This is a genomic window from Idiomarina sp. UBA3176, from assembly GCF_002364295.1.
Lineage (GTDB): Bacteria > Pseudomonadota > Gammaproteobacteria > Enterobacterales > Alteromonadaceae > Idiomarina > Idiomarina loihiensis.
This window is the reverse complement of record NZ_DEXU01000023.1, coordinates 91878-115476: the sequence shown is the minus strand read 5'-3', so window position 1 is coordinate 115476 and position 23599 is coordinate 91878. Positions and strand designations below refer to the sequence as shown.

The 23599-nt window shown below is 47.3% G+C and carries 23 protein-coding genes; 8 read left to right on the top strand and 15 right to left on the bottom strand.

Going from position 1 to position 23599, the window contains the following annotated elements; all coding sequences use genetic code 11:
• Positions 1–50: 50 nt before the first annotated feature.
• A complete protein-coding gene (locus B2U97_RS10100) occupies positions 51–1079 on the bottom strand; it encodes a DUF2157 domain-containing protein (RefSeq protein WP_114981447.1) in 1029 nt (342 codons plus the stop codon).
• Between the two features lie 91 nt (positions 1080–1170).
• Between B2U97_RS10100 and B2U97_RS10095 the strand changes: the two genes are divergently transcribed.
• The 3 genes from B2U97_RS10095 (at position 1171) to B2U97_RS10085 (ending at position 4983) form a co-directional block, all read left to right on the top strand.
• Positions 1171–3501, top strand: a complete 2331-nt coding sequence (locus B2U97_RS10095) for a glucose/quinate/shikimate family membrane-bound PQQ-dependent dehydrogenase (protein WP_114981449.1) — start codon at positions 1171–1173, stop codon at positions 3499–3501.
• Between the two features lie 122 nt (positions 3502–3623).
• Positions 3624–4112, top strand: coding sequence for a hypothetical protein (locus B2U97_RS10090; RefSeq protein ID WP_011234042.1), 489 nt, complete (start codon positions 3624–3626; stop codon positions 4110–4112).
• Positions 4113–4203: 91 nt separating this feature from the next.
• Positions 4204–4983 carry an acetoin reductase gene (locus B2U97_RS10085; protein WP_011234043.1) on the top strand — a complete coding sequence of 260 codons (780 nt, stop codon included), beginning with the start codon at positions 4204–4206 and terminating at the stop codon, positions 4981–4983.
• A gap of 58 nt (positions 4984–5041) precedes the next feature.
• Here the strand turns inward: B2U97_RS10085 and B2U97_RS10080 are convergent, their stop codons facing one another.
• Positions 5042–6208: a DUF3179 domain-containing (seleno)protein gene (locus B2U97_RS10080; RefSeq protein WP_272989924.1), complete on the bottom strand. Its 1167-nt coding sequence runs from the start codon at positions 6206–6208 to the stop codon at positions 5042–5044.
• 168 nt (positions 6209–6376) lie between these two features.
• Between B2U97_RS10080 and B2U97_RS10075 the strand changes: the two genes are divergently transcribed.
• Both B2U97_RS10075 and yiaY read left to right on the top strand, forming a co-directional pair.
• Positions 6377–8548 carry a TonB-dependent siderophore receptor gene (locus B2U97_RS10075; protein ID WP_286823080.1) on the top strand — a complete coding sequence of 724 codons (2172 nt, stop codon included), beginning with the start codon at positions 6377–6379 and terminating at the stop codon, positions 8546–8548.
• Between the two features lie 190 nt (positions 8549–8738).
• Positions 8739–9887, top strand: coding sequence for an L-threonine dehydrogenase (gene yiaY, locus B2U97_RS10070; protein ID WP_011234047.1), 1149 nt, complete (start codon positions 8739–8741; stop codon positions 9885–9887).
• 88 nt (positions 9888–9975) lie between these two features.
• On the opposite strand, the gene B2U97_RS10065 is transcribed toward yiaY, so the two are convergent.
• On the bottom strand, positions 9976–10422 hold the full coding sequence (locus B2U97_RS10065; RefSeq protein ID WP_034820539.1) for a hypothetical protein: 447 nt from the start codon (positions 10420–10422) through the stop codon (positions 9976–9978).
• A 90-nt stretch (positions 10423–10512) separates the two neighbouring features.
• Between B2U97_RS10065 and B2U97_RS10060 the strand changes: the two genes are divergently transcribed.
• Positions 10513–11121: a superoxide dismutase gene (locus B2U97_RS10060; protein ID WP_286823083.1), complete on the top strand. Its 609-nt coding sequence runs from the start codon at positions 10513–10515 to the stop codon at positions 11119–11121.
• Positions 11118–12011, top strand: a complete 894-nt coding sequence (locus B2U97_RS10055) for a ZIP family metal transporter (protein WP_286830503.1) — start codon at positions 11118–11120, stop codon at positions 12009–12011. The genes B2U97_RS10060 and B2U97_RS10055 overlap by 4 nt, the downstream gene beginning before the upstream one ends.
• Positions 12012–12521: 510 nt before the next feature.
• Here the strand turns inward: B2U97_RS10055 and B2U97_RS10050 are convergent.
• The 3 genes from B2U97_RS10050 to B2U97_RS10040 all read right to left on the bottom strand — a co-directional run bounded on the left by B2U97_RS10050 (position 12522) and on the right by B2U97_RS10040 (position 14232).
• Positions 12522–12758 (bottom strand): hypothetical protein, encoded by a 237-nt coding sequence (locus B2U97_RS10050; RefSeq protein ID WP_016341294.1) that lies wholly within the window; start codon positions 12756–12758, stop codon positions 12522–12524.
• Positions 12759–13046: 288 nt separating this feature from the next.
• Positions 13047–13649 carry a hypothetical protein gene (locus tag B2U97_RS10045; protein WP_016341296.1) on the bottom strand — a complete coding sequence of 201 codons (603 nt, stop codon included), beginning with the start codon at positions 13647–13649 and terminating at the stop codon, positions 13047–13049.
• A gap of 187 nt (positions 13650–13836) precedes the next feature.
• Positions 13837–14232 (bottom strand): helix-turn-helix domain-containing protein, encoded by a 396-nt coding sequence (locus B2U97_RS10040; RefSeq protein WP_011234052.1) that lies wholly within the window; start codon positions 14230–14232, stop codon positions 13837–13839.
• A 79-nt stretch (positions 14233–14311) separates the two neighbouring features.
• On the opposite strand from B2U97_RS10040, the gene B2U97_RS10035 reads away from it, so the two are divergent.
• A complete protein-coding gene (locus B2U97_RS10035; RefSeq protein WP_011234053.1) occupies positions 14312–14803 on the top strand; it encodes a DUF2938 domain-containing protein in 492 nt (163 codons plus the stop codon).
• Positions 14804–14852: 49 nt separating this feature from the next.
• On the opposite strand, the gene mazG is transcribed toward B2U97_RS10035, so the two are convergent.
• Genes mazG through lepB form a run of 9 tightly spaced genes read right to left on the bottom strand, consistent with a single transcriptional unit; the run spans position 14853 to position 23597 of the window.
• Positions 14853–15626: a nucleoside triphosphate pyrophosphohydrolase gene (mazG, locus tag B2U97_RS10030; protein ID WP_114981453.1), complete on the bottom strand. Its 774-nt coding sequence runs from the start codon at positions 15624–15626 to the stop codon at positions 14853–14855.
• Positions 15627–15648: 22 nt separating this feature from the next.
• Positions 15649–17838 carry a GTP diphosphokinase gene (gene relA, locus B2U97_RS10025; RefSeq protein WP_286824099.1) on the bottom strand — a complete coding sequence of 730 codons (2190 nt, stop codon included), beginning with the start codon at positions 17836–17838 and terminating at the stop codon, positions 15649–15651.
• A gap of 3 nt (positions 17839–17841) precedes the next feature.
• The gene (rlmD, locus tag B2U97_RS10020) at positions 17842–19194 is read right to left on the bottom strand and encodes a 23S rRNA (uracil(1939)-C(5))-methyltransferase RlmD (protein ID WP_286824098.1); all 1353 of its coding nucleotides are present in this window, start codon (positions 19192–19194) and stop codon (positions 17842–17844) included.
• Positions 19195–19221: 27 nt separating this feature from the next.
• Positions 19222–19602 carry a holo-ACP synthase gene (acpS, locus tag B2U97_RS10015; protein WP_011234057.1) on the bottom strand — a complete coding sequence of 127 codons (381 nt, stop codon included), beginning with the start codon at positions 19600–19602 and terminating at the stop codon, positions 19222–19224.
• The gene (gene pdxJ / locus B2U97_RS10010; protein ID WP_011234058.1) at positions 19602–20330 is read right to left on the bottom strand and encodes a pyridoxine 5'-phosphate synthase; all 729 of its coding nucleotides are present in this window, start codon (positions 20328–20330) and stop codon (positions 19602–19604) included. Before pdxJ ends, acpS begins: the two co-directional genes overlap by 1 nt.
• 38 nt (positions 20331–20368) lie before the next feature.
• Complete coding sequence (gene recO / locus B2U97_RS10005) at positions 20369–21073, bottom strand: DNA repair protein RecO (RefSeq protein WP_286824097.1); 705 nt, start codon at positions 21071–21073, stop codon at positions 20369–20371.
• 3 nt (positions 21074–21076) lie between these two features.
• On the bottom strand, positions 21077–21994 hold the full coding sequence (gene era / locus B2U97_RS10000) for a GTPase Era (protein ID WP_011234060.1): 918 nt from the start codon (positions 21992–21994) through the stop codon (positions 21077–21079).
• Complete coding sequence (gene rnc, locus B2U97_RS09995) at positions 21991–22680, bottom strand: ribonuclease III (protein WP_011234061.1); 690 nt, start codon at positions 22678–22680, stop codon at positions 21991–21993. Before rnc ends, era begins: the two co-directional genes overlap by 4 nt.
• Complete coding sequence (lepB, locus tag B2U97_RS09990; protein ID WP_011234062.1) at positions 22677–23597, bottom strand: signal peptidase I; 921 nt, start codon at positions 23595–23597, stop codon at positions 22677–22679. Before lepB ends, rnc begins: the two co-directional genes overlap by 4 nt.
• Positions 23598–23599 lie beyond the last annotated feature (2 nt).

The following is a 23599-nucleotide window of genomic DNA, read 5'->3' as shown; positions in this document are numbered from 1 at the left end:
TGTTTCAACACAAAGTATCAGTTGCCAGTATCCAACATCCAGCTTGTCCGTTAAGATCTTTCCTCTAACAACTCCCGTAACGCCGCAGGAAGCAACTCACGCGACCTTTTGGTAATAGCTTTCTCATGCTTTTGCCAGAGAATGCCTAAGTAAATAATCCCCAGACCAATAGCAGTTAAAGCGGCCGGAAATAGCCAGCTATCCTGGAAAACATCCTGAGCTAAATAACCAAGATAGAAGCAACTTCCAAGGGCTCCAAGCACCACAAATATCCGGCGAACCAGTAATACACCAACACCTATCATCAGAAGGTTTACGCAGAAATAAACAAATTTTGACAGCTCACTGTCTGATTCCATAAAAGATAGGCCGCCCCAAAAAGCCAAAGCACCGAAGATATAAATCCAGAAAGCATAGTCGACGGTATCACGCGCACGAATGTCCACCCAGAATGCAAGACCTATCATTAATAGCCCAGTGTACAAGGATACGAGTTTTCTTAACTCCCAACTGATGTCACCGCCAGCAATCATGACGGCAATATCCATAGTCATATACCAAAGAGTCACAGCTATAGGCATAACTAAAAAAGGATATTTGTACTTCCACGCCATAATGACACCGACAGCCAGGGTGCCCAGCTCCATGTATATCCAGTGCCACTTTATATATCGGTGATACTCACGATAGACAGTTTCGTCGGGCCACACTCCCAACCATTGCTGAAGGCCATAAATAGCCAACGGCGTTAAGCAGACCACAAAGGCGGCACAGATTCCTGCGGGAATAGATAAGCTTTTAGCGGAGAAAACATGAGTAAGCTTTAAGCCAATAGCGGCATAAAGAACGGATATCAGAACAATGCCGACACCACCGAAGGATTCCCACCCCAGGTTCATGAACAGCGTCATTGCGCCAATAGCAATCAGCCCGCCCAGATAATACAGCACATGATTGAACGTAAACTGAGGCTTGTCCTGATGTTGCTCTTTAAAAAACTCAAAAAGAGCGTCGGCTTGCGAAGTAGATATAATGTTTTTATCTGCCGCCTCGCTTAAGTTCTTCCTTGTAATGTTCATACTGTTCCTTCAAATTCAGCGGTGACTTGGTATTCCATCTGCTAGAATATCGCTCACATCTGTATGCATTTCAACATATGGAATCATTGCTATGATTTTATTCGCTATTCTAATTGCACTTCTTGGCCTCGCCTTAACAGTAGGCGGTATTTACCTGCTTACATTGGGTGGCAGCTTCTATTACGCTCTAGCAGGCGTGATTTTACTATTTAATGCCTGGCTTGGTTACAAACGGCATCCGTTAACCCGCACTTTGTTCGCTGTATTCCTGATCCTCACCATGCTGTGGTCATTATGGGAATCTGGGTATGACTGGTGGGCATTAGCACCCCGCATAGGTTTATTTTTGGTGCTTGCCATACCTTTGCTACTTTCCAAAGTGGCAGACAATGGCAGGCGCAAAGTATTGCTCCCCGTTTGGGCCGTTCTCGCGTTAATGACACTGGGCAGCCTTTTCGCGAACCCGCATGACTTATCCGGCAAATTGGATACTCAAGTAGACAGCGAGTCACCTAAACTGGGCAACTCTCCGGAAGGCAGTTGGTACGCTTATGGCCGGACGAATATGGGTCAGCGTTATTCGCCACTGGATAAAATCACCACCGAAAATGTGGGGCAGTTGGAAGAAGCCTGGCGTTACCGCACCGGCGACATGAAAGGGCCTAAAGACGTCGGTGAAACCACCTATGAAGCAACGCCATTGAAAATTGGCGATACACTCTATTTGTGTACACCGCACAATTGGTTAGTGGCACTGGATGCCGACAACGGCTCTAAACGCTGGGTATTTGACGCCAAAGTACCACCGGAAAGCCAGCGCCAGCATCAGACCTGTCGCGGCGTGTCCTATTTGCCACCCAGCTCCGGTGAAGCACCGTCTGCTGAAAAGCTGGATATAGCAGCCGAAACTCTGGCACCAGTTCAGTGTGACGCCGAACTCTTTTTGCCAACTTCTGATGCCCGCTTAATTGCGATTGACCCAACCAGCGGCGCACGTTGTGCAAACTTTGCCGATAACGGTGAACTGGATTTAACCCACAATATGCCCTTCAAACAAGCCGGTTATTATTACTCTACGTCGCCGCCAGTTGTAGCCAATGGCGTAGTGGTGGTTGCAGGCTCCGTAAACGACAACTACGATAAAAACTCACCTTCCGGCGTTATTCGTGCCTATGACGTAAAAACTGGCGAGCTGGTATGGAACTGGGATTCCGGTAACCCGGATGAAACCGCTCCTATTGCCGAAGATGAAGTTTACACTACCAGTTCCCCTAACAGCTGGTCGGTAGCCAGTGCCGATGAAGAGCTGGGTCTTATTTACTTTCCTATGGGGAACCGCACACCCGATCAGCTGGGTTGGTACCGCTCTGAAAATGAAGAGAAATATTCCAGCTCTGTGGTTGCGCTAAGCCTTGAAACCGGACAGGTAGAGTGGGTACAACAATTTGTTCATCATGACCTGTGGGACATGGATACCCCTGCCCAGCCGGTATTGCTCGACTTAGACACCGTAAGCGGAAGACAACCAGCTCTTGTGGTACCCACTAAGCAAGGCGATGTGTATGTGCTGAACCGCGAAACCGGCGAACCTATCTTCCCTATTACCGAAAAATCAGCACCTCAGGGAACGGTGGCTCCAGATAATGCCTCGCCAACACAGCCAATTTCAGCGCTAACCTTCCGTCCACCCACCATGACTGAAAAAGACATGTGGGGAGCGACGCCGCTGGATCAGATGATGTGCCGTATTCAGTTTAAGTCTCTACGCTATGAAGGCCAGTACACACCGCCATCAGAACAAGGTACATTGGTGTATCCGGGTAACTTCGGGGTCTTCAACTGGGGCAGCATTGCAGTAGACCCAAAACGTCAGGTTATGTTCGGTATGCCTTTATACCTGGCCTTCACACAAACGCTGGTTAAAAAAGACGGCTCCGACATGGGTCCGGCCAACCAGGGAGAACAAGGTCTGAACTCAAACGAAGGCGCGCCTTATGCGGTGGATATGAAACCTTTGCTTTCTCCTGCCGGCGTCCCCTGTCAGCAGCCACCATGGGGCTACGTGGCCGGTGTTGACCTGAAAACGGGCGAAACCGTGTATAAGCATAAAAACGGTACTGTTCGTGACCTGACACCGCTCCCGCTGCCAATTAAAATGGGCGTCCCCGGTATTGGTGGCCCTATCATCACCGAAGGTGGTGTGGTCTTTATGGCAGCCGCTGTCGATAACTACCTGCGCGCTTATGACTTATCCACCGGTGAAGAACTTTGGCGTGCTCGTTTGCCAGCTGGCGGACAAGCCACACCAATGACCTATCTGAACAGTCAGGGTGAACAAATGGTGGTTCAGGTAGCCGGTGGTCACGGCTCTATTGGCACCACTATTGGCGATTATGTGATTGCCTATAAACTCAAACGCTAAACAATATAGGCGCGAGTTGTAAGCTAAAGGCTATTTCCAAGGACGAACTCAAGTATTCGCAAACGTTGCCGATACTAAGGCAAACCTACGGAAATAGCCTTTAACCTTCTGGAGAGAGTGCCATGCCCATCTCTTTATACACGAAGACCGCCTCTTCCAGTGTGCCTTCGGTTAGTACTAAGCCGCTCAACACCACAACGAATAGCCAACCTGCGAGCGACAAAACCAGTAGCAGCGCCAGTTTTTATGTTGACCTGTCACCTTTGGTTAAAGAACTTACCTCTGCCTCTGAAAAAGGGGAAAGTTCCCTGCTTTCTAAGAAGGAAAAAATTGACGAAAGTAGCCTTCCCACAGGGCTAAAAGACTTACTAAAACGGATAGCGGAGTACAGAGAAAAGCTTAAGGAGAAACAGCAGGAACTGCGGGACGTTATGAACGATAGTGCCCTGAGCGATGAAGAACGCAAGGCTCGAATAGACGCTCTGCAAAAGGAAATCAGTAGCTATAATACCGCACTTAGCCAGGCCATGCTCCAACTCGGCGAAACGGTTGATCAAATGGACTTAGATGACAAAGCAGTTGCGGAAGTGATGTCCTTGGTTATGTCGTAATGAAAATCCTCACTTTTTGATCTGCATTTGCGAAACTTAACCGCCGCGTATGTACTCTAATTGAAGTGCAATCTTCAAATAGGAGTACGTTATGTCTATACAAAATAAAGTAGCTTTAGTGACTGGAGCTGGTCAGGGAATTGGGCGCGCTATAGCTTTGCGATTGGCAAAAGATGGTGCCGACATTGCCATTGTGGACCTAAACGAAGACAAGATGAATGAAGTCTCCCGAGAAGTAGAAGCATTAAACCGGAAAGCAACAACATTCAAAGCTGATGTAAGTGACCGGGAGCAGGTTTACGCTGCCATTGATCACGCTGAAAAAACGCTTGGTGGTTTCGACATCATGGTGAACAACGCCGGTATTGCACAAGTTCAGGCGATTGCGGATGTCACTCAAGAAGAATTAGATAAAATTCAGAAAATTAATGTTGATGGTACCCTTTGGGGCATTCAGGCAGCAGCGAAGAAGTTTATTGAGCGCAAACAAAAAGGCAAAATTATCAATGCCTCCTCTATCGCGGGTCATAACGGTTTTGCATTATTGGGTGTTTACTCATCAACTAAGTTTGCCGTGCGCGCGTTAACTCAAGCCGCAGCCCTGGAATATGCAAGCCAGGGTATTACGGTAAACGCCTACTGCCCCGGAGTCGTTGGCACCGATATGTGGGTTGAAATTGACAAACGCTTTGCTGAACTTACTGATGCGCCCGTAGGCGAGACATATAAAAAGTATGTTGATGGCATTGCTCTTGGCCGCGCGCAAACACCAGAGGATGTAGCAAGTTTTGTATCTTATCTGGCTGGCCCCGATTCTGACTACATGACGGGTCAGGCTCCGTTAATTGATGGCGGTATCGTTTTTCGTTAAGAGAGTCATCGTATTCCACATACCGATGAATCGCTAAATTTCCGGTATTTGCTGGTGCTTATTTGCAATGCACCAGCTTACTGCCGGGGTGAAACAGCTTCCAGGAGAACCAATATTCATCGGAAATAGCTACAGGAACCAGGTTCGATTCTATTTCGCCTTTTATAAACTTACCGCGAACATCCCATACCGTTCCGCTTTTAGTGTCGCAAAGCGTGCTGTTAGCACCGGGTTCAATGCTCACCGGCTTTTCCTCGACTGAGCTTTTAAAACCAAGAACTGAGCCGTTCACAGCGACAAGCACAACACCTAACTCTTCGTTGTTAACCACGCCCTGCTTTAGTAACTCGTCTTTAAGGTACATAACCTGCGGGTTAGCGATTTTATCGGTAATGCCCACCACATGCGTTCGGGGCGAAAAGGTATTATCCCGGTTTTTTGATGACAGTCCTGGGGTCAAACCATTCGCTATAACCTTTTTCCAAAGCCCTTTAACGGGAAGCTCAAACGCTTTAAAGTCCTGTTTCGTTACTTTTACTACTTCAGGGCAAGGGTTTAGCTTTTTCACCTCACTCCAGGTTAAAACCTGAAACGGGATCATTGTTAGTGTATACGGGTGTAACTTGCCAATAACCGATTCACAACTGGCTTGCTGAAAAAAGGTTTTAGTTTTCTTGTCAGCCACAATCATATTCGCGTTTTTAAACGAGCCGACAAATAAAGGGCCAATATCGGTGACATCGAAAGGAATAATACTGTGGCACATGGCGCAGTAAGTTAACGCCACCAGTTTGTCCTCGAAACGGTCATTAATAATGTGGTGATGTATTACATAGTCCAGCGGGTACGCCTTAGTAACACCATTATACTCAATAACAGCCAGCTCCATGTTGTCCTGAAGAGAAAGCTTCAGCGGCTCATCTGCCATGGCGGGGAAATCAACCGCTTTAAACGCATTCTCCTGATGCATTCGATGCGCTAATACAACGGCCAACGCCATTAGGATAAGAGGAGGAAACGTCCATAAAGGCAGCTCGTCAATTTGCCAGCTCATTAGCAAAGTACCGATAACACCAGCAACCAGCACAGCCCAGGTAAAAGGCTTTCGAATAAAGTAATGGTAATACGACCACTGAACAGGAAACGACTGGATAAGCGTCATATATACGGCAGCAGCGCTCACTGCCAGAGACAAAATTGCGAATGCATAAAAGATAAATACCATAACGGTCTCTCAGTTAAAGCAAAAAAGCGGCGCATGCGATTACCGAAGTAAACATCATCTCATTAAATAAAGCCATAGCGGCAATAGCTCACCTTAAATACAATTGATAATAGTTATCATTAACATTATAGTAACCTCTCTACACTTTACACAGGCGAGGATATAAAGGTGATAACTCAGCATTTAAAAAAATCCCCTCTTCACTTAGCGGTATTACTGGGCATAGGCGCAGCCTCAGCTGCTTTGCCGTCTTACGCTCAGGACGAAAGCAGCAAAAGCGAAGAAATGGAAAGAATTGAAATTAAAAACTCTTACACAACACGTGTTATGAATTATTCCACCGGGCTTAACCTCTCACTTAGAGAAACCCCGCAGTCAATGACCGTAATTACCCAACAGCAGATTGACGATTTAGCAATAACAGAAATTGCTCAGGCACTCCGATACACCACCGGCATTAACGTCAACCGAGCCGAAACAGATCGCATTTTTCCGACCGCACGCGGGTTCTCTATTGATAACGTGCAATTTGACGGTGCTAATGTGCGCGGTGCTTACGGTGGTGTTGAAGGCGACTTTCTCTCTGACATGGCCGTTTATGAGCGTGTAGAAGTGATTCGGGGCGCTGCAGGTTTACTCCAGGGGGCGGGCAACCCCTCTGCCGCTATCAATTTAATTCGTAAAAAGCCAACTGAAGAGCTGCGCTCTTCCATTAACGTAAAAGCCGGGCGCTGGGATTTAACCCGCACCGAAGCCGATATCTCTTCAAGTCTTGGTTTCGATGATAAGTTGCGCGGACGCTTCGTGGGTGCCTATCAGGACAGTGGTTCCTATATAAATAGCGTAGAACGCGATAAAACGGTTCTTTACGGCATTCTGGAAGCCGATTTAACCCCTTATACCCAGGCCAACTTCGGCATCGATTACCAAAAGCATCACGCCGACGGTATCAGCTATGGCGAACCGGTTCCGATGTATTATGACGATGGAACACGCACTGATCTCCCCCGCTCCAGCAATACCGGAAGTGACTGGACCTACCGGGATCGTAATCGCAACATTACTTTTGCCTCACTGGAGCATCGTTTTGCCAACTTTTGGCAATTTGATTTCTACGCCAGCCATATTGACGGACACTACGACGACAAAAGAATGTACGTGACCGGTTTCCTAGAGCAGGATACCGGACTGGGACTGGGAGCCAGCCCAAGTTCAACCACGGGTGACTGGAACCAGTATACCTTAGACTTCAGGCTGAGCGGCCCATTCGAGCTATTAGGTCGACAGCACCAAATGGTTATTGGCTGGAACAGTAACCTTGAAGAAAATGACCGAAGCAGACGACCTGCACTGTCAGCAATTGAGCCATGGAGCTTTTACGAATGGGATTCTGTCCCTGAACCAGAATTTGCATCGGAATCTGACTACATCTGGGGCTGGGAAACTAAGCAAAGCGGATTTTACAGTGGTGCGCAATTTGACCTAGCGGAGCCTTTGTCACTAATTGTAGGACTTCGCACCAGTTCATGGTCGCATGAAGAGTACAATTACACTCCTGAGGCTATGAGCTCCCCTGTCACCGCGGTGGATGAATCTGACTCCGGTGTTATTACCCCATACGCAGGCATTGTTTACGATATTAATGACCATTTCTCTACCTATGCAAGCATGACCGATATCTACAATATTCAAACTCAAAAAGACCGGTATGGTAATTTGCTTGACCCTGTGCACGGCGAAAACTATGAAATAGGTCTTAAAGGTGAATTCTTTAATCAGCGACTGAACTTCTCTACTGCAGTATTCCAGGTTAAGCAGCGAAATGTTGCGGTTCCGGATATTGAAGTGATTGTCGCTGGCCAACCAGAACAGCGTTATAAAGCTGAAGACGGCGTAGAAACCAAAGGTTATGAAGCTGAACTCTCAGGTGAACTTATGACCGGACTTCAAGTTTACGCCGGTTATACACATCGGGTAGCCCGCAACAATGACGGCGAAAAAGTCAGCCGACAAGCGCCTGAAGACATGGTAAGAATAACCAGTTCTTATAGCTTTGCAGAGAATTTGCCGGAGCTTACTCTCGGTGGTGGGCTTCGCTGGCAAAGTGAAGTATTCCCTTCAAGAAACCAAGGTGTGGGCCCCAATGGTGAAATCCCCCGCCAGGAAAGTTATACGGTTGCCGACCTGTTTGCCCGCTATCAGATCTCTGACAGCCTTACTGCGTCATTAAATATTAACAACCTTTTTGATAAGAATTACTTTGAAAGTGTCGGCGTGTACAACTACGGCTCTTATGGCGAACCACGTAATATCAGTGCCAGTGTGCGCTGGGACTTCTAAGGTATTGCCCTTTCATGATCTAAAAAATCGATATAGCCCTGCTACTACGTATGATAGCGGGGCTATATGCAGACTCTCTGGTGTGCTGATTTTATCTTTACGCCAAATTATTGATTCAGATCAAGCTATTCGGCGAAACAAAGGAACACAATAATAGAATATAAATTCACTGACAGAAAAGGCTAATGCCATGAGCAGTACTTTTTATATTCCAGCGGTCAATATTATTGGCGAGAACGCCCTTAAAGATGCGGCTACGCAAATGGACAACTATGGATTTAAACAAGCCTTGATAGTCACCGACCCCGGCATGACCAAACTGGGCGTTACTGCCGAAATCGAAGCCCTGCTCAAAGAGCATGGAATAGACAGCCTAATTTACGATGGCGTACAACCCAACCCGACAGTAACGAACGTGAAAGCCGGGTTAGATGTTCTGCAGAAACATCAATGCGATTGTGTTATTTCACTAGGTGGAGGTTCAGCTCACGACTGCGCCAAAGGTATAGCCCTGGTTGCCACTAATGGCGGGCATATTAGTGACTATGAAGGCGTTGATGTCTCGAAAAAGCCACAACTGCCACTCATTAGTATTAATACCACCGCAGGCACAGCGTCCGAAATGACCCGCTTTTGCATCATTACCGATCCGGAACGCCATATTAAAATGGCAATTGTCGACCAAAATGTGACACCAATTCTGTCGGTTAACGACCCAAGGTTAATGGTCGGTATGCCTGCCAGCTTGACTGCAGCAACAGGCATGGATGCGCTGACCCATGCCGTTGAAGCCTATGTATCTACCGACGCTACGCCGATTACCGATGCCTGTGCCATAAAAGCCATAGAGATTATCCGGGACAATCTGCACGAAGCGGTTCATAACGGAGCGAATATGGAAGCTCGTGAGCAAATGGCTTACGCACAGTTTCTGGCGGGTATGGCGTTTAACAATGCGTCCCTGGGTTATGTACATGCCATGGCGCACCAACTCGGCGGATTCTACGACTTGCCGCACGGCGTCTGCAACGCGGTTTTATTGCCTCATGTGCAACGCTACAACAGTCAGGTTGTCGCACCGCGCCTGAAAGACATTGGTAAAGCACTGGGCGCAGAAGTACAGGGATTAACAGAAAAAGAAGGGGCTGACGCTGCTATTGCCGCCATTGTAAAACTATCTCAAAGCGTCAATATTCCGGCTGGTTTGGAAGAATTAGGGGCAAAAGAAGAGGACTTTAATACATTGGCAGACAATGCCATGAAAGACGCTTGTGGCCTGACTAATCCAATTCAACCCAGTCACGAAGACATTGTTACTATTTTTAAAGCGGCTTTTTAACCGGAGTCTTTTAAGCTTGGCCGTCCGACATCGGACATAGCTAAAGTTTATTGTACTGTGCTAACAAAATCCTATACCTGCGGCTACATTAATGTAGCCGCGAATACGCTGATGTATCATATCCAGCAACGGTAGTCCCATTCATAGGCATAGTTTGTTCCTCTGTTTCCTTGTACGTAAACATGAGTTGTCGCAACTTGCAGCCTTCGCGAAGCATAGCTATAGCGGCCGGATGATCTGACGAAAGCGTATTCTGTAACTGCTGAAAATTGTGTAATGCCCGACTTAACAGAGAAACGCAGCAATTCACGCGATTTTGACGATTATATGTCTCAGACAGATTCTGCACCGCAATTGACAAGCAAATAATAACCTCGCCAGCCTGCTCATGCTGGTTTTTCAGGATATCACTCAAATGTCCTCGTAACAGAAGAATACTATTCATGTAGTAATGATTGGCATTTTGCCATTGTCCCTGCTCAAACTCATAATTCCCCATACGCTGTAACATTTTCCAATTCTGTATCAGTTCCATAATAACCTCCTGCGTTACTCATCAGCATGCCTTGCAATTTAATTAAATGATAATGATTACCGTTAACTTCAAATTAATCAGGAGTAAACTATGTGCTTTAAATTACCTGCGTTACCCTACAACTACGATGCACTTGAGCCTCATGTCGATGCCATGACAATGGAAATTCACCATCAGCGACATCACCAGACCTATGTCAACGGTCTGAACCAGGCACTGGCCGAAACCCGTTACGAAAAATGGGACTTATCTGAACTGTTACGACAAATTGAGAGTATACCTAGTAATATGCAGTCTGCTGTGCGTAATCATGGTGGTGGCCATGCTAACCACTCATTGTTCTGGGAGGTAATGTCGCCTGACGGTGGCGGCGAACCAACAGGCAATCTGGCTAAAGCCATAGAGACCGACATTGGCGGCTTTAAGGCCTTTCAGGAACAATTCACTCAGGCTGCGGTCAGTCGGTTTGGTAGCGGCTGGGCCTGGTTAGTGCTTAATGCCAACGGACAACTTGAAATAACCAGTACAGCGAATCAAGATAGTCCATTAATGGATGGACTGACTCCCATACTCGGGCTGGATGTTTGGGAACACGCTTACTATTTAAAGTATCAGAACAAACGTGCAGACTATATTGCAGCATTTTATGAAGTGGTTCACTGGCCGGAAGTTGCCAGGCGTTTTGAGGAACATGAATGAAGGTAATGGAATTATTTCAACCGGGTTGGCGTCTTGGAAGCAAGCTAGTCGGTTGGTTCGTCCTGGTTTTGGGCGCTGGCTATGGTTTATATCAGCTCATTCTGTTAATGCAGAATCAGGACCATGTACGCTACGCGTTTTATGCCGGAATGGTAGCGGCTGGAGCCACGGCTGCGGGTACCCTTCCCGCTCTTTTCTCTCGTGGATTATCAACTCGTTTACATGCTGCAATATTGGGGTTTGGCGGCGGAGTTATGCTGGCAGCCAGCATTTTTTCTCTCATTGTACCGGCGTTAGATCTATTTGAAGTAGCGACACAAACCGCTTGGCATGCGCCGCTAAAAGTGTCTGCGGCTATACTTTTGGGCTCTTTTTTAATGATGGCTCTGGAGCGCAGTGTCCCACATGAGCACTTTATTAAAGGCACTGAAGGACGCCAGGCACTGATATTGAAACGCAGTTGGTTGTTTGTTTTTGCAATTATTCTGCACAATATTCCTGAAGGGTTGGCAATAGGCGTAGCTTACGCCGGCGATGACACAGTCGGAGCGTCCACTCTGGCAACCGGTATTTCTGTGCAAGACATACCTGAGGGCTTTGTCGTAGCCATGGCTCTATTGGCCGCAGGTTATAGCCGTAAGATAGCAATTGGTGTCGGGATGTTATCCGGTTTGGTGGAGCCATTAATGGCTGTTATTGGCGCCATTGCATTAAGCAACTCAGCTGTGCTGCCCTGGGGGCTGGCTATGGCCGCGGGTGCTATGTTATTCGTCATCAGTCATGAAATGATTCCCGAGTCACACAAACAAGGCCACGAAATGTCTGCAACGAATGGTCTGATTCTGGGTTTCGTGCTGATGTTTGTGCTGGATACAGCCTTGGGTAGTTAGCGCTCAGCTTAACTACCTGAAGCGAATTCGCATTTTCTTTTAAATAAGTAACAGTTTCCGTTTTCATAGCATTTTTCACAAAGCTTATTTATCAAGTAACCACATGACAAAGGCGTACAAGTTGGTAAAAAGGTAAAAAGCACACAGACACAGTGTCACAAAATAAACTGAAAACAGCACCACTTTGGGTACTACTTCCCTGACTAGCCACAGGAAGCCTGATGCGGCTAGCCAACAAGGCAATGCCGCGGTCAATGCTAAAATCACAACTTGCATATACTCGTGGCGATACTCCGCAGCGGAGTTAGCGTAATACCCGAATGTGTATTTTCGTTAAATCGACTACTTTCGAACAAAGCGACACATACCTTTCCCGAGGTTTTCGCCGTCTCGCGCAATAAACTCGTAATGCTGATAAAAAGCCTCTTTTCATTTTGTGACTCTGGTCACCCATTCAGCAAGGAACTGTCTAACGACATTCCCTCTTACTGACAGGGTCATTATATTCAACTACTGGGACTCAGTATTTTCAGACAAGCTCTCTTTAACAAATAGCTCTACGAGTACTTTCTGAAAAGTGTACAAACAAGCACCTATAGAGAAAAACGCTATCAATATCGGTGAAACAGGAGCACCTTCAAAAAGATAGCCGTTTAGAATTTGGCTTGCAACTACTAGTAAAATAACGGCAATGGCTGGTTTTACGCTATGTTTATTTATCAATTTTGAGATATCTCTTTTTGTCATTCTGTTTTCTCCATAAATCCAACTAAGTAAACCATTTCATTTTCTTGATGGACTCACGAACTGATAATTCTTAAACAAAATATAGCCAGCGAAAAGTATCATCAATAAAATAAAACTCGAAAACATCAAAGAAAAATCACGTTTCGCCAAGCTTATAAAGGTAAAAACTCCTAACGGAAAACAGCAAACCAGAATCTCAATAAAAGCTATTTTAAACCATGGCTTTTTAACCATACTGTTCATTAACCCTCCCCATTAACTCATAACTCTTGAACACATCCAGATCACCTACTCGGCCTCCCCACAATTAGGAATAGCATTAATATTGCGCTGAATATCGCCGTCTAATTTAGTGATATCCATGTCCTCAAGGAACAAGAAAAAATCTTCATCGTCTTGAGTCTTTAAATAAACATCCAACTCTGAATTACTCCATGAGAAGTTATCGCCACGGCAGGCAGAGACTAGTCTCACGTTCATACTGCCAGCTCCTCCGGCCTCATTCTTACTACGATACTCTTTTACAGCTTTCTGCCCTTCATACATTGTCTGTGCGTCTTGTTTTGATAACTGCATGATCGTTATTTTCTCGTTGTCCTCAATATCTTCTTTTAAGTTATCAGGAACGAGGTAGTCATCATTAATTATTACCGGAAAATTATGACTAAAACTGTATTCAGGATCGTCAGTTCGAAAATCAAAATCAATAACCACGTCGCCATCGCGCACGTCAACGCCTTCCGGGGCCTTTACCGCAACAACCAACTGCTTCGGATCAGTCTCTAAAGGATTTAGATCCATCAGTTTTATCATGGTGCTAAGTGGAATGTTACTGCATGCCGTTGCCAGAGTTAGAATGCTGGCTAGTAAAATTATTTTTATTTTATTCACAATGAATCCTAATTGTAAAAACCAAATGTAGAATTACATCTTATATTGTTGAAAAAATGTAACTCCTGCAAATAACTGACTATGGTTATGCAGTAAAGTTTCAATCTTGGTTTAGGAAATTAATTTTCAGTGAACACCGATAAGATAGGCAAGAACCGGAAAGTTGGTTGTTATTTTGGCGAAACGGTTATTTAGACCATGCCCCATCTGCCGCTAATCCAAGCAGACGACGAAATTTCGGGCACTCCATATGGCTTGGCGCGGAACAAGCGGCAGCATGTCGAAGGCCGTCGCGCATTCCTGTTAACTTTTGAATCGTTCTATCCAGTTCATCGGCCTTATTCGCTAATAACTCTCTATCTATATTGGGTTTTCCCTTTGAGCCGATCATGCGTGCAATTTCATCAAGTGAAAAACCTGCCGCCCGCCCAAGAGCGATCAATGCCAATTGATCGAGTATGTTCGCGTTAAAAACCCTACGCAACCCTTGCCGCCCGACAGAAGTGATCAGTCCTTTCTCCTCATAGAAGCGCAAAGTAGAAGCTGGAACTCCAGAAAGTTTGGCAACCTTAGCAATATCCATAAATTCCTCTTGACCTAAAGTTAACTTTAAGTTGTACGCTGTCATTGGTTCAAAATCAAGACGAACAAAGGAGATAATTATGAGCAATTTTCTAGTTATAGTATTAATCGGGTTTGGAGCAACTGCAGTGATGGATTTGTGGAGTATCGTGCGTAAATCGCTGCTTGGTATCCCTCTTCCAAACTATGGAATGGTTGGGCGCTGGATTACCCACATGACTCACGGTCAATTCAGACATAACGCCATTGCGAAGTCCCGTAAGGTAACCGGGGAGCATTTTATAGGATGGACGGCGCACTATATAATAGGCGCTATTTTTGCTGCGTTACTCATTACTATTTGGGGAGAGTCGTGGCTTCACAATCCGACAATTACCCCGGCACTACTAGTCGGTATAGCTACCGTTTTAGCCCCTTTTCTCATTATGCAGCCAGGTATGGGAGCAGGTATTGCAGCGTCCAAAACACAACACCCAGCCTCTGCCCGACTACAGAGCTTAATAACACATACAATTTTTGGTCTCGGCTTATATGTATCCGGCTGGGTAGTAAGACTTTTTTACTCAATATAGAAATACCCGAACCGCTGGTTCAGCCGCATTTCCGATCGCAGGCTTGCCCTTACGCCTTCTTAGCTTGCAGCCAGAGCGCTTCGAGTTCCTCGAGGTTGCAGTCAGTTGGGTGTTTACCCTGCTCGCTCAGGCTTCGCTCTATATGCTGAAAACGGCTTTTGAATTTGTCGTTAGCGCGTTGCAGCGCGGCTTCGGGGTTTACTTGTTTGTGGCGGGCCAGGTTAACTACGGCAAACAATAAGTCACCAATTTCTTCTTCAATATGGTCCTGGTCGGTGGCTTCTTTTACTTCCTGAATCTCTTCATCAACTTTGGCGTAAACCGGTTCGGCTTCGGTCCAGTCAAAACCTACTGACGCGGCACGCTTTTGCAGTTTGGCGGCTTTTAGAATACTGGGCAGTTGGCTGGGTATGTCGTCAAACACAGAGCCTTTGGCATTTTTCTTTGTACGTTCCTGCTGCTTTATCTGCTCCCACTGGGCTTTAATTTCGGCGTCAGACAGATTGCGCTGCGCATCGGTGCCGAACACATGCGGGTGGCGGTTTATCAACTTTTCAGCGGTATGTACAGCTATATCATCCAGCTCAAATTGCTGCTCTTCGCGCGCTAATTGAGCATAAAACACCACCTGAAACAGTAAATCGCCCAGCTCATCTTTTATCGACTGCCAGTTACCCGACTGAATGGCATCCACAACTTCGTAGGTTTCCTCTATGGTGTAAGGAATTAACGAGGTCATGTTCTGCTTTAAGTCCCAGGGGCAGCCGCTTTCTGGGTTGCGTAACTGAGTCATAACCTGTTGCAGTTGTTGCATGCCTTTCACTGAGGTACCTCTATTGTTTCAACTAAAGCTTTAAAGTAATGCGCTGAACTTGCTCAACACCATGAACCTGGCGCAGTCTGTCTGTAATGCGGCTGAGCGCGTCGCTGTCTTTTACGGTCAGAGTTAACACTACTGTCGCCGACTGTGACTGCGCATCGCTCTCGCTGTCCATTTGCGCCACCGCCGCCTTTTCATTCGACAGCACGCTGGTAATGTCATGTAACAAACCGTTACGATCTAAAGCCGACACACGCAGGCTTGCCCGGTATTCCTGTTTGGAATGCCCCGACCAGGACACTTCAATACCGCGCTCGGGGTGCTGATGCAATAAATGCTTCAATTGATCGCAGTCGCTGTGGTGTACGGATACGCCACGCCCCTGAGTAATAAACCCAGTAATGGGCTCACCCGGCAGCGGCTCGCAGCAGTTAGCAAAGTGCATCATCAGGTTACCGATGCCTTCTACCGTTACGTCCGACTTCGGCGTTTTTGGTGACTGCTTGGCTTTACGACGCTTAGTTAAGCGCTCTACTTTGTCGGCTTCGGTTTCCTGCGGTTTCAGGAAGTTCACCACCTGGTGCAAGCGAACGTCGCCAGCGCCAATAGCGGCTAACAAATCGTCCAACGTCGGCACGTTAAAGCGCTCGACCGCTTTGTTGGCATCCTGCACATGCAGTTGATACTTCTGCAGTTCGTTTTCCAGTAACTCTTTACCGGCCTGCAGGTTCTTTTCCCGGTCTTCTTTTTTGAAGTAGGTGTGAACCTTGGCTCGTGCCCGTGACGAATGCAGGTAACCCAGTTGCGGATTTAACCAGTCGCGCCGTGGTTGGGCGTTTTTCTGAGTCAGAATTTCAACCCGGTCACCGTTTTGCAACTGGTAAGTAAAAGGCACAATGCGGCTGTCGATTTTAGCGCCAATGCACTTATGCCCTACCTGACTGTGAATGTAGTAAGCAAAATCGAGCGGGGTTGAGCCCATGGGCAAATCGACCACCTCGCCCTTCGGGGTAAACACGTACACACGGTCTTCAAACACCTGCGAGCGAATTTCATCTACCAGCGTTTCGCTGCCGGCCATGTCTTCGTGCCAGGCCAGTAGCTTACGCAGCCAGGCTATTTTGTCTTCAAAACCGTGGCGTTTACCGGCGGCTGCGCCCTCTTTGTACATCCAGTGAGCGGCCACGCCCAACTCGGCGTCGTCGTGCATGTCGTGCGAGCGTATCTGAATTTCAACGTTCTTGTGTTCAGGACCAATAACCACGGTATGTATGGACTGGTAGCCGTTCGGTTTAGGCGTTGCCACGTAGTCGTCAAACTCGGACGCAATATGGCGCCAACTGGAATGCACAACGCCTAGTGCGGCGTAACAGTCTTTCAGGTTATGCGTCAGAATACGTACGGCGCGAATGTCGAACAGCTGGTCAAACTGCAGATGCTTTTTCTGCATTTTGCGCCAAATAGAATAAATATGTTTGGGGCGACCATAGACATCGGCATCAATACCCTGCTGCTTCAGTGACTCCTGCAAACCTGACACAAAGTTATCTATGTAGAGTTCGCGGTCGGTACGGCGCTCATCTAAACGCTGAGCAATGGTTTTGTAGGTTTTAGGATGCAGGTAACGGAAAGAAATGTCCTCCAGTTCCCACTTCAGCTGCCCTATGCCTAACCGGTTAGCCAGCGGCGCGTATATTTCCGCGCACTCTTTAGCGGCCAGTACCCGGGTTTCTTCGTCGGTTTTCTTCACTTCGCGCAGGTAGCAAATGCGTTCGGCCAGTTTTATCAGCACCGCGCGCACATCTTCCACCATAGACAGTAACATGCGTCTCACATTGTCTATCTGGCTGCCGTCTGGCTGACCGTGTTGGAAGTGTTGTAAGTCATCTATACTTTGCATTTGCTGTACGTTACGCAGCAGCACAATCAGGGTTTTCGACTGTTTACCGGTGATTTTGTCTAAATCGAGCTTGCCTGCCTCCAGCAATGGCACGTATAACGCCGCCAGCAAGGATTCTGCATCCAGCTTTAGCGGTGCCAGTATTTCGACCATTTCCTGGCCTTTCAGCAAGGCTTCAGCTTCCTCAGGAAACTGCTGCTTCAGTTGCTGAAAAGTACTTTCTAACGGCTCAGGATCACTCACAGCGTTCAGCCAGTGCTGTTCACTGTCTTTGTATTTGGGGTCATCCACGTGGGTACTGCGTACATGGACCATGATTTACGACGCTCTCTCCAGACAAACCATAGTTTCAATGTGATGCGTTTGCGGAAACATGTCAACTGTACTCAGGCCAATTATGCGGTAATTACAGCCCTTGCTTTCGGTTAGCATGCCGGCAATATCCCGCGCCAAAGTATCCGGTGCGCAGGAAACATACAAAATGCGTTGTGGTCTGTGTTCGGGCTTCAGCTTATGCAGCAACTTCACCACACCTTCAGCTCCCGGTCTGGCAGGATCTAAACACCACAAATCAGCGGGTTCGCCTAAGTCTGAAGCAGTTATTTCGTTTAAGTCAGCGCTAAGTGAACTCAGGTTATCCATACCGTTGCTTTCGGCGTTAATGCGCGTCTGCTCGGCCATACGGTAAACACCTTCTACCGCCAGTACCGACTTTGCCCGGCGCGCCAACGGCAGACTGAAGTTACCAATACCGGCGAAAAAGTCATACACGCGCTGTGTTTTTTCTGGCTTCAGCCAGTCCATAGCCTGTTGCACCATGCGCTGGTTAATACCGCCGTTAACTTGTAGGAAGTCACCCGGCTGAAAATACAGCTTGTCGCCGTCGATGCTAGTATCAAAAGGCATTGCAGCACCGGCTAAAGGCTGCAGATCATTCTCGCTCTGTAACCAAATATTGGTTTTATTGACCGTTTGCCACTCCTGCAACGCCTGCATAGCATCACCCGGCAGCGCTTCCGTGATACGCAGCAAAATAATGGGCGTGTTGGTGTTTATTGCTTCAATATGGCCCAGCTTGCTGGCAACAGTCGATGTATTTAATAACGGGTATAGGGTATTTACGCATTGCAGCAGAATTTCATCGGCTACCAGGCAATCTTCTATGGGCACAATATGGTGGCTTTGCGCTTCTCTGAAACCAATCAGCAGCTTTTGCTCTTTGCCCAACCAGCGCGTTGCCAGCCTCACTCTGCGACGGTAACGCATCGGTTCGCTGACAAGAGGTTCCTGCCACGGCAAACTGCTGGTTTGGGGATTAAATACGCCGAACTTCTGAAACAGCTCTTCCACCACTTGCCGTTTATGAGCCAGTTGTTTTTGCTCGTCTATGTGCTGAAAGTCGCAGCCTCCACAGCTAGCATAATACTGGCAAGGAGCTTCACGACGGTCGCTACTGGGTTCCAGAATGCGCTCTAAATGACCACTGTGTTTTCCGGCAGTTTTGTACTCTATAACTTCGCCCGGCAAGGCGCCCATGATAAAACGGGTAGACTGACCTTTTACAGCTGCACGGACAACCGCACGCGCCTGATGGTCAAGTGCTGACACCTGACCTTTTAGGGTTTTACTTACGGACTTATTGCGCTTCTGCGGCTTAAAAAATTGCGCCATGTTGGTTTTGTTTTACCTAATTTATTTCTAGTCTGTTTCTAAAATAACCGTTGCTACCGCGTAGTGCTTTTCGTCACTAATGGATAAATGACTACCGCTGATGCCCTGCTCTTTTACCCATTGTGCCGCGGTTTCGGTGAAATGCCACTCGGGTTTACCGTATTCATTATGCACTACCTGCATATGCTGAAACGACAGTCCGGCGGAAATACCCCGGCCAAAGGCTTTGGAACAGGCTTCTTTAGCAGCAAAACGTTTGGCCAGAAAAGCGGCTTCATCAACCGAGGCTGTCATTTCTTCCTGTTCTTTTGGCGTTAACACGCGTTTCACTAAACTGTTACCACGCGCTAAAGACTGCTCTATACGGGCTACTTCAACAATGTCAGTACCTAAGCCCCAAATTGCCATTAGCGTGCCTTATCTAAAATATTGCGCATATCGCGCACAGCCTGATCCAAGCCAACCAATACCGCACGGGCAATAATCGAATGACCAATGTTCAGTTCACAAACTTGTGGAATTTCCGCCACCTCTAATGTGTTGTGATAGTGCAGACCGTGACCTACATTCACCTGCAAACCAATAGAATGCGCGTATTCTGACGCTTCCATTAAGCGTGCCAGTTCAACGGTACGCTGCTCTTCAGTTTCGGCCTCGGCGTATTGCCCGGTGTGCAATTCCACAATGGGCGCACCGGCTTTTTTAGCGGCGTCTATTTGCTCATGGTCAGCGTCGATAAACAACGATACCTGAATACCTGCGTCACTTAAGCGACGAGTGGCATCGGTGATGGTTTCTAACTGACCGGCAACATTCAGGCCACCTTCGGTAGTCAGTTCCTGGCGTTTTTCCGGTACCAGACAACTGTAGGTAGGTTGCGTTTTTATCGCTATATCGAGCATTTCCTCGGTAACCGCCATTTCCAGATTCATGGGAACGTTCAGTGTCTGCTTCAGCATAGCAACGTCGCGGTCAGTAATGTGGCGGCGGTCTTCACGCAAATGAATGGTAATGCCGTCGGCACCAGCTTGTTCGGCAATAGCAGCCGCAGCTACCGGGTCGGGATAACGAACTCCACGTGCGTTACGCAACGTGGCCACATGGTCAATGTTAACGCCCAGGCGTAAACCTTTCATTATTCAGCTCCTCTCGCTTTCGGCTAGTTCTTCGTAATTCACTGACGCTTAGTGCCCCGAAACAATTCACGACTGCGCAGCGGTTTATCACCTAAGTAAACCGCTAAGGCGTCACGCATAATATATTTTAGCAGTCTTAAGCGGTTTTCGTCGTCAACGTCCCACGCAGCCAGTTTTTGAATATCCGCCACCGAATACGCTCGTTGTTGATTGTCTCTGGCTTGGGTCACAAAGCCATGATCGGGAATAAAATAGCACCACTTCGAGCCGGACAGCACATTACCGGTGTCGGCGTCATAATGCCAGTCAAACGCCGCTCCCAAATGCTGTAATAACTGCCATTCAAACTGACGCAAAGCTGGCTCTACGCGCTCGCTGTTGGTCATGTTTTGTAAGGCTGACAAGTAGCTTTCAAAAAGCTCGGGGGCTTCAGCTTCTGTAGGCACCAGCCGTTGAATTAACTCGTTGAGGTAAAAGCCACTGTAGAGTTTATCACCCTGCAACAGCAGCTTTTGAGTTGTTTGCTGCGGTTCCAGCAAGGTTAAGGTTTTTAAGTCGCTGCGCCCCTGAAACTCGGCCAACAGTGGCATAAAAGGTTGTGCTAAACCGCGCCAGGGGCTTTTCGGGCGCTTAGCGCCTTTTGCCACCACCCGGACCCGTCCTTTATCTTCAGTGAACAGATCCAGAATAAGACTGGTTTCCTGATAGTCCCAACGATGCAACACCAGTGCTCGCTGCGCCACCGATTAATCTTCCCGGTAGCCCAGACTTTTTAACGCTCGTTCGTCGTCCGACCAGCCAGATTTTACCTTAACCCAAAGTTTCATCATGACTTTGTTGTCCAGCAGTTTTTCTAGATCGCGCCGGGCTTCGGTGCCTATGGTTTTCAGTTTGCTACCGCCTTGCCCGATAATCATCCGCTTCTGCGCTTCGCGTTCAACCAGTATTAAGGCATGAATATGAGTGGTGCCTTTTTCAGACTGACCAAACTGCTCAATTTCCACTGTGGTTTCATACGGCAGTTCGTCACCGGTAAAGCGCATAAGCTTTTCGCGCACAATTTCTGCCGCCATAAAGCGTACAGAACGGTCGGTTACGTAGTCTTCAGGATAATAGTGGTAGCCTGGCTGCAAATGCGAGCGAACAATTTTTCTCAGCTCGTCAACATTGTCGCCGTGTGTTGCCGATATGGGCAGAATGGCATCAAACTTATGCTGTTCATTCAGCCACTGCAAATGCGGTAATAAGCGCTCTTTGTCTTTCAATTGGTCAACTTTATTAACCAATAACACTACTGGCACTTTACTGCGCTGAATTTTCTCCAGCACCATTTTGTCGTCTTCTAACCACTTTAGGTTTTCAACCACAAAAAGCACTAGGTCCACGTCTTTCAAGGCGGAGGATGCAGTCTGGTTCATCACGCGGTTTATCGCACGAGGTTCCTGTTTGTGCATACCCGGCGTGTCGACATAAATAGCCTGACAGCCATCGTCGGTATCTACGCCTAAAATACGATGACGGGTGGTCTGAGGTTTATTCGAGGTAATGCTGATTTTCTGCCCCAGCAACCGGTTAATCAGTGTGGATTTCCCCACATTCGGACGACCAACAATGGCGACAAAGCCGCTGTGTTTATTCTCGTCCAGTTCTATATCCAGCGTCATGCGCTCTCCTGCAAATGTTCTAATGCGGCCGTTGCTGCAGCCTGTTCGGCTTTACGGCGGCTGGTACCTGTGCCTTTAAAAGGGCTTTCGATACCTTCTACAGAACAGTTTACGGTAAATTGTTGATTATGCGCCTGCCCTTGCGTAGCGACCACGTCGTACTCAGGTAAAGGCTTCTGACGCGCCTGCAGTAACTCCTGCAAGCGTGTTTTCGGATCTTTCTGGCTGGTACCAGGTTCAATCAAGGTTAACTGGGGTTCGAACCAGTTAAGAATGACCTGTCGAATGGTATCCATGTCACTGTCCAGATAAATGGCACCAATAATGGCTTCTACTGCATCGGCAAGAATGGACTCGCGACGATAACCGCCGCTTTTTAGCTCGCCCTGACCCAGCGACAAAAAATCGCCCAGTCCCATTTTTTTTCCAAGCTTCGCCAAAGAACGACCACAAACTATGGCAGCGCGCATGCGGCTTAAATCGCCTTCTGCTACTTTGGGGAATTTTTGATACAAAGCTTCAGCTATCACCAGACCTAAAATAGAATCGCCCAAAAACTCCAGGCGTTCATTGTGCGTTGATGAAGCACTACGGTGGGTCATTGCCTGATGCAATAAACCCTGCTGTTCAAAGCTATAACCAACAATTTTTTCCAGTTCCGTTAAAGGTGGTTTGGGCAAACTCACTCAATACTCCCTAGCCTTTCAAATCGAACTCCCGTAGGAACCCACGACGGCAACCAACTATCGCTACTGCGATCCATTTCAAAACTCATCCAGATGAATACCGCTCTGCCAACCAGCAACTCTTCGTCAACAAAGCCCCAATAGCGGCTGTCACGAGAATTATCGCGGTTATCACCCATAGCAAAATACTGGCCTTCCGGCACCACCCACTCGTCTTTCTGTGTGCCCGGCTGATTAAAATACGACATAGTCCGTGGCGCAACACGTGGGTCGATAAGAATTTCGTGGCTTACATCGCCTAACTGTTCTTCATAAGTGCGTAAAGGTGACGAACCAGAGAAATACTCACCATCTTCTTTTAATGAGGTGGATACCACCTTCATTTCTTCACAGTCTTTCTCGCCAACGGCACACGCAGGCTGAATATAAAGTGACTTGTTTCGGTAAATAATACGGTCGCCAGGCAAGCCAATAACGCGTTTTATGTAATCTATGCTCGGTTCTTCCGGATATTTAAATACGGCGATATCGCCGCGTTCAGGCAACGAGGTATCCACCAACGTCTTTTGAAAAAGCGGATCTTTAATACCGTAGGAAAACTTTTCTACCAGAATAAAGTCGCCCTTTAGTAAGGTTGGCATCATTGAGCCTGACGGTATCTGAAATGGCTCGTATAACAATGTACGAACCACCAGTACTAAAGCAATCACTGGAAAAATAGACTCGCTCAGCTCCATAAGTTTAGGCTGAGGTGCCAGTGTGTCAATTTGCTGTTCGGTTAAAGCCTTGGTTGTTTTGGTCTCAACCTCAGCAATAACCGCTTTACGCTTTGGCTTCAGTACTCGCGCATCGTAAAGCCATAACAACCCGGACAGAACGGTAATAACGGTTAAGATAATTGAAAAATAATTGGCCATTT

Coding starts and splice junctions, on each gene's coding strand:
- B2U97_RS10100 (WP_114981447.1), bottom strand. CDS start 1,079: ATGAACATTACAAGGAAGAACTTAAGCGAGGCGGCAGATAAAAACATT.
- B2U97_RS10095 (WP_114981449.1), top strand. CDS start 1,171: ATGATTTTATTCGCTATTCTAATTGCACTTCTTGGCCTCGCCTTAACA.
- B2U97_RS10090 (WP_011234042.1), top strand. CDS start 3,624: ATGCCCATCTCTTTATACACGAAGACCGCCTCTTCCAGTGTGCCTTCG.
- B2U97_RS10085 (WP_011234043.1), top strand. CDS start 4,204: ATGTCTATACAAAATAAAGTAGCTTTAGTGACTGGAGCTGGTCAGGGA.
- B2U97_RS10080 (WP_272989924.1), bottom strand. CDS start 6,208: ATGGTATTTATCTTTTATGCATTCGCAATTTTGTCTCTGGCAGTGAGC.
- yiaY (WP_011234047.1), top strand. CDS start 8,739: ATGAGCAGTACTTTTTATATTCCAGCGGTCAATATTATTGGCGAGAAC.
- B2U97_RS10065 (WP_034820539.1), bottom strand. CDS start 10,422: ATGGAACTGATACAGAATTGGAAAATGTTACAGCGTATGGGGAATTAT.
- B2U97_RS10060 (WP_286823083.1), top strand. CDS start 10,513: ATGTGCTTTAAATTACCTGCGTTACCCTACAACTACGATGCACTTGAG.
- B2U97_RS10055 (WP_286830503.1), top strand. CDS start 11,118: ATGAAGGTAATGGAATTATTTCAACCGGGTTGGCGTCTTGGAAGCAAG.
- B2U97_RS10050 (WP_016341294.1), bottom strand. CDS start 12,758: ATGACAAAAAGAGATATCTCAAAATTGATAAATAAACATAGCGTAAAA.
- B2U97_RS10040 (WP_011234052.1), bottom strand. CDS start 14,232: ATGGATATTGCTAAGGTTGCCAAACTTTCTGGAGTTCCAGCTTCTACT.
- B2U97_RS10035 (WP_011234053.1), top strand. CDS start 14,312: ATGAGCAATTTTCTAGTTATAGTATTAATCGGGTTTGGAGCAACTGCA.
- relA (WP_286824099.1), bottom strand. CDS start 17,838: ATGGTCCATGTACGCAGTACCCACGTGGATGACCCCAAATACAAAGAC.
- rlmD (WP_286824098.1), bottom strand. CDS start 19,194: ATGGCGCAATTTTTTAAGCCGCAGAAGCGCAATAAGTCCGTAAGTAAA.
- acpS (WP_011234057.1), bottom strand. CDS start 19,602: ATGGCAATTTGGGGCTTAGGTACTGACATTGTTGAAGTAGCCCGTATA.
- pdxJ (WP_011234058.1), bottom strand. CDS start 20,330: ATGAAAGGTTTACGCCTGGGCGTTAACATTGACCATGTGGCCACGTTG.
- era (WP_011234060.1), bottom strand. CDS start 21,994: ATGACGCTGGATATAGAACTGGACGAGAATAAACACAGCGGCTTTGTC.
- lepB (WP_011234062.1), bottom strand. CDS start 23,597: ATGGCCAATTATTTTTCAATTATCTTAACCGTTATTACCGTTCTGTCC.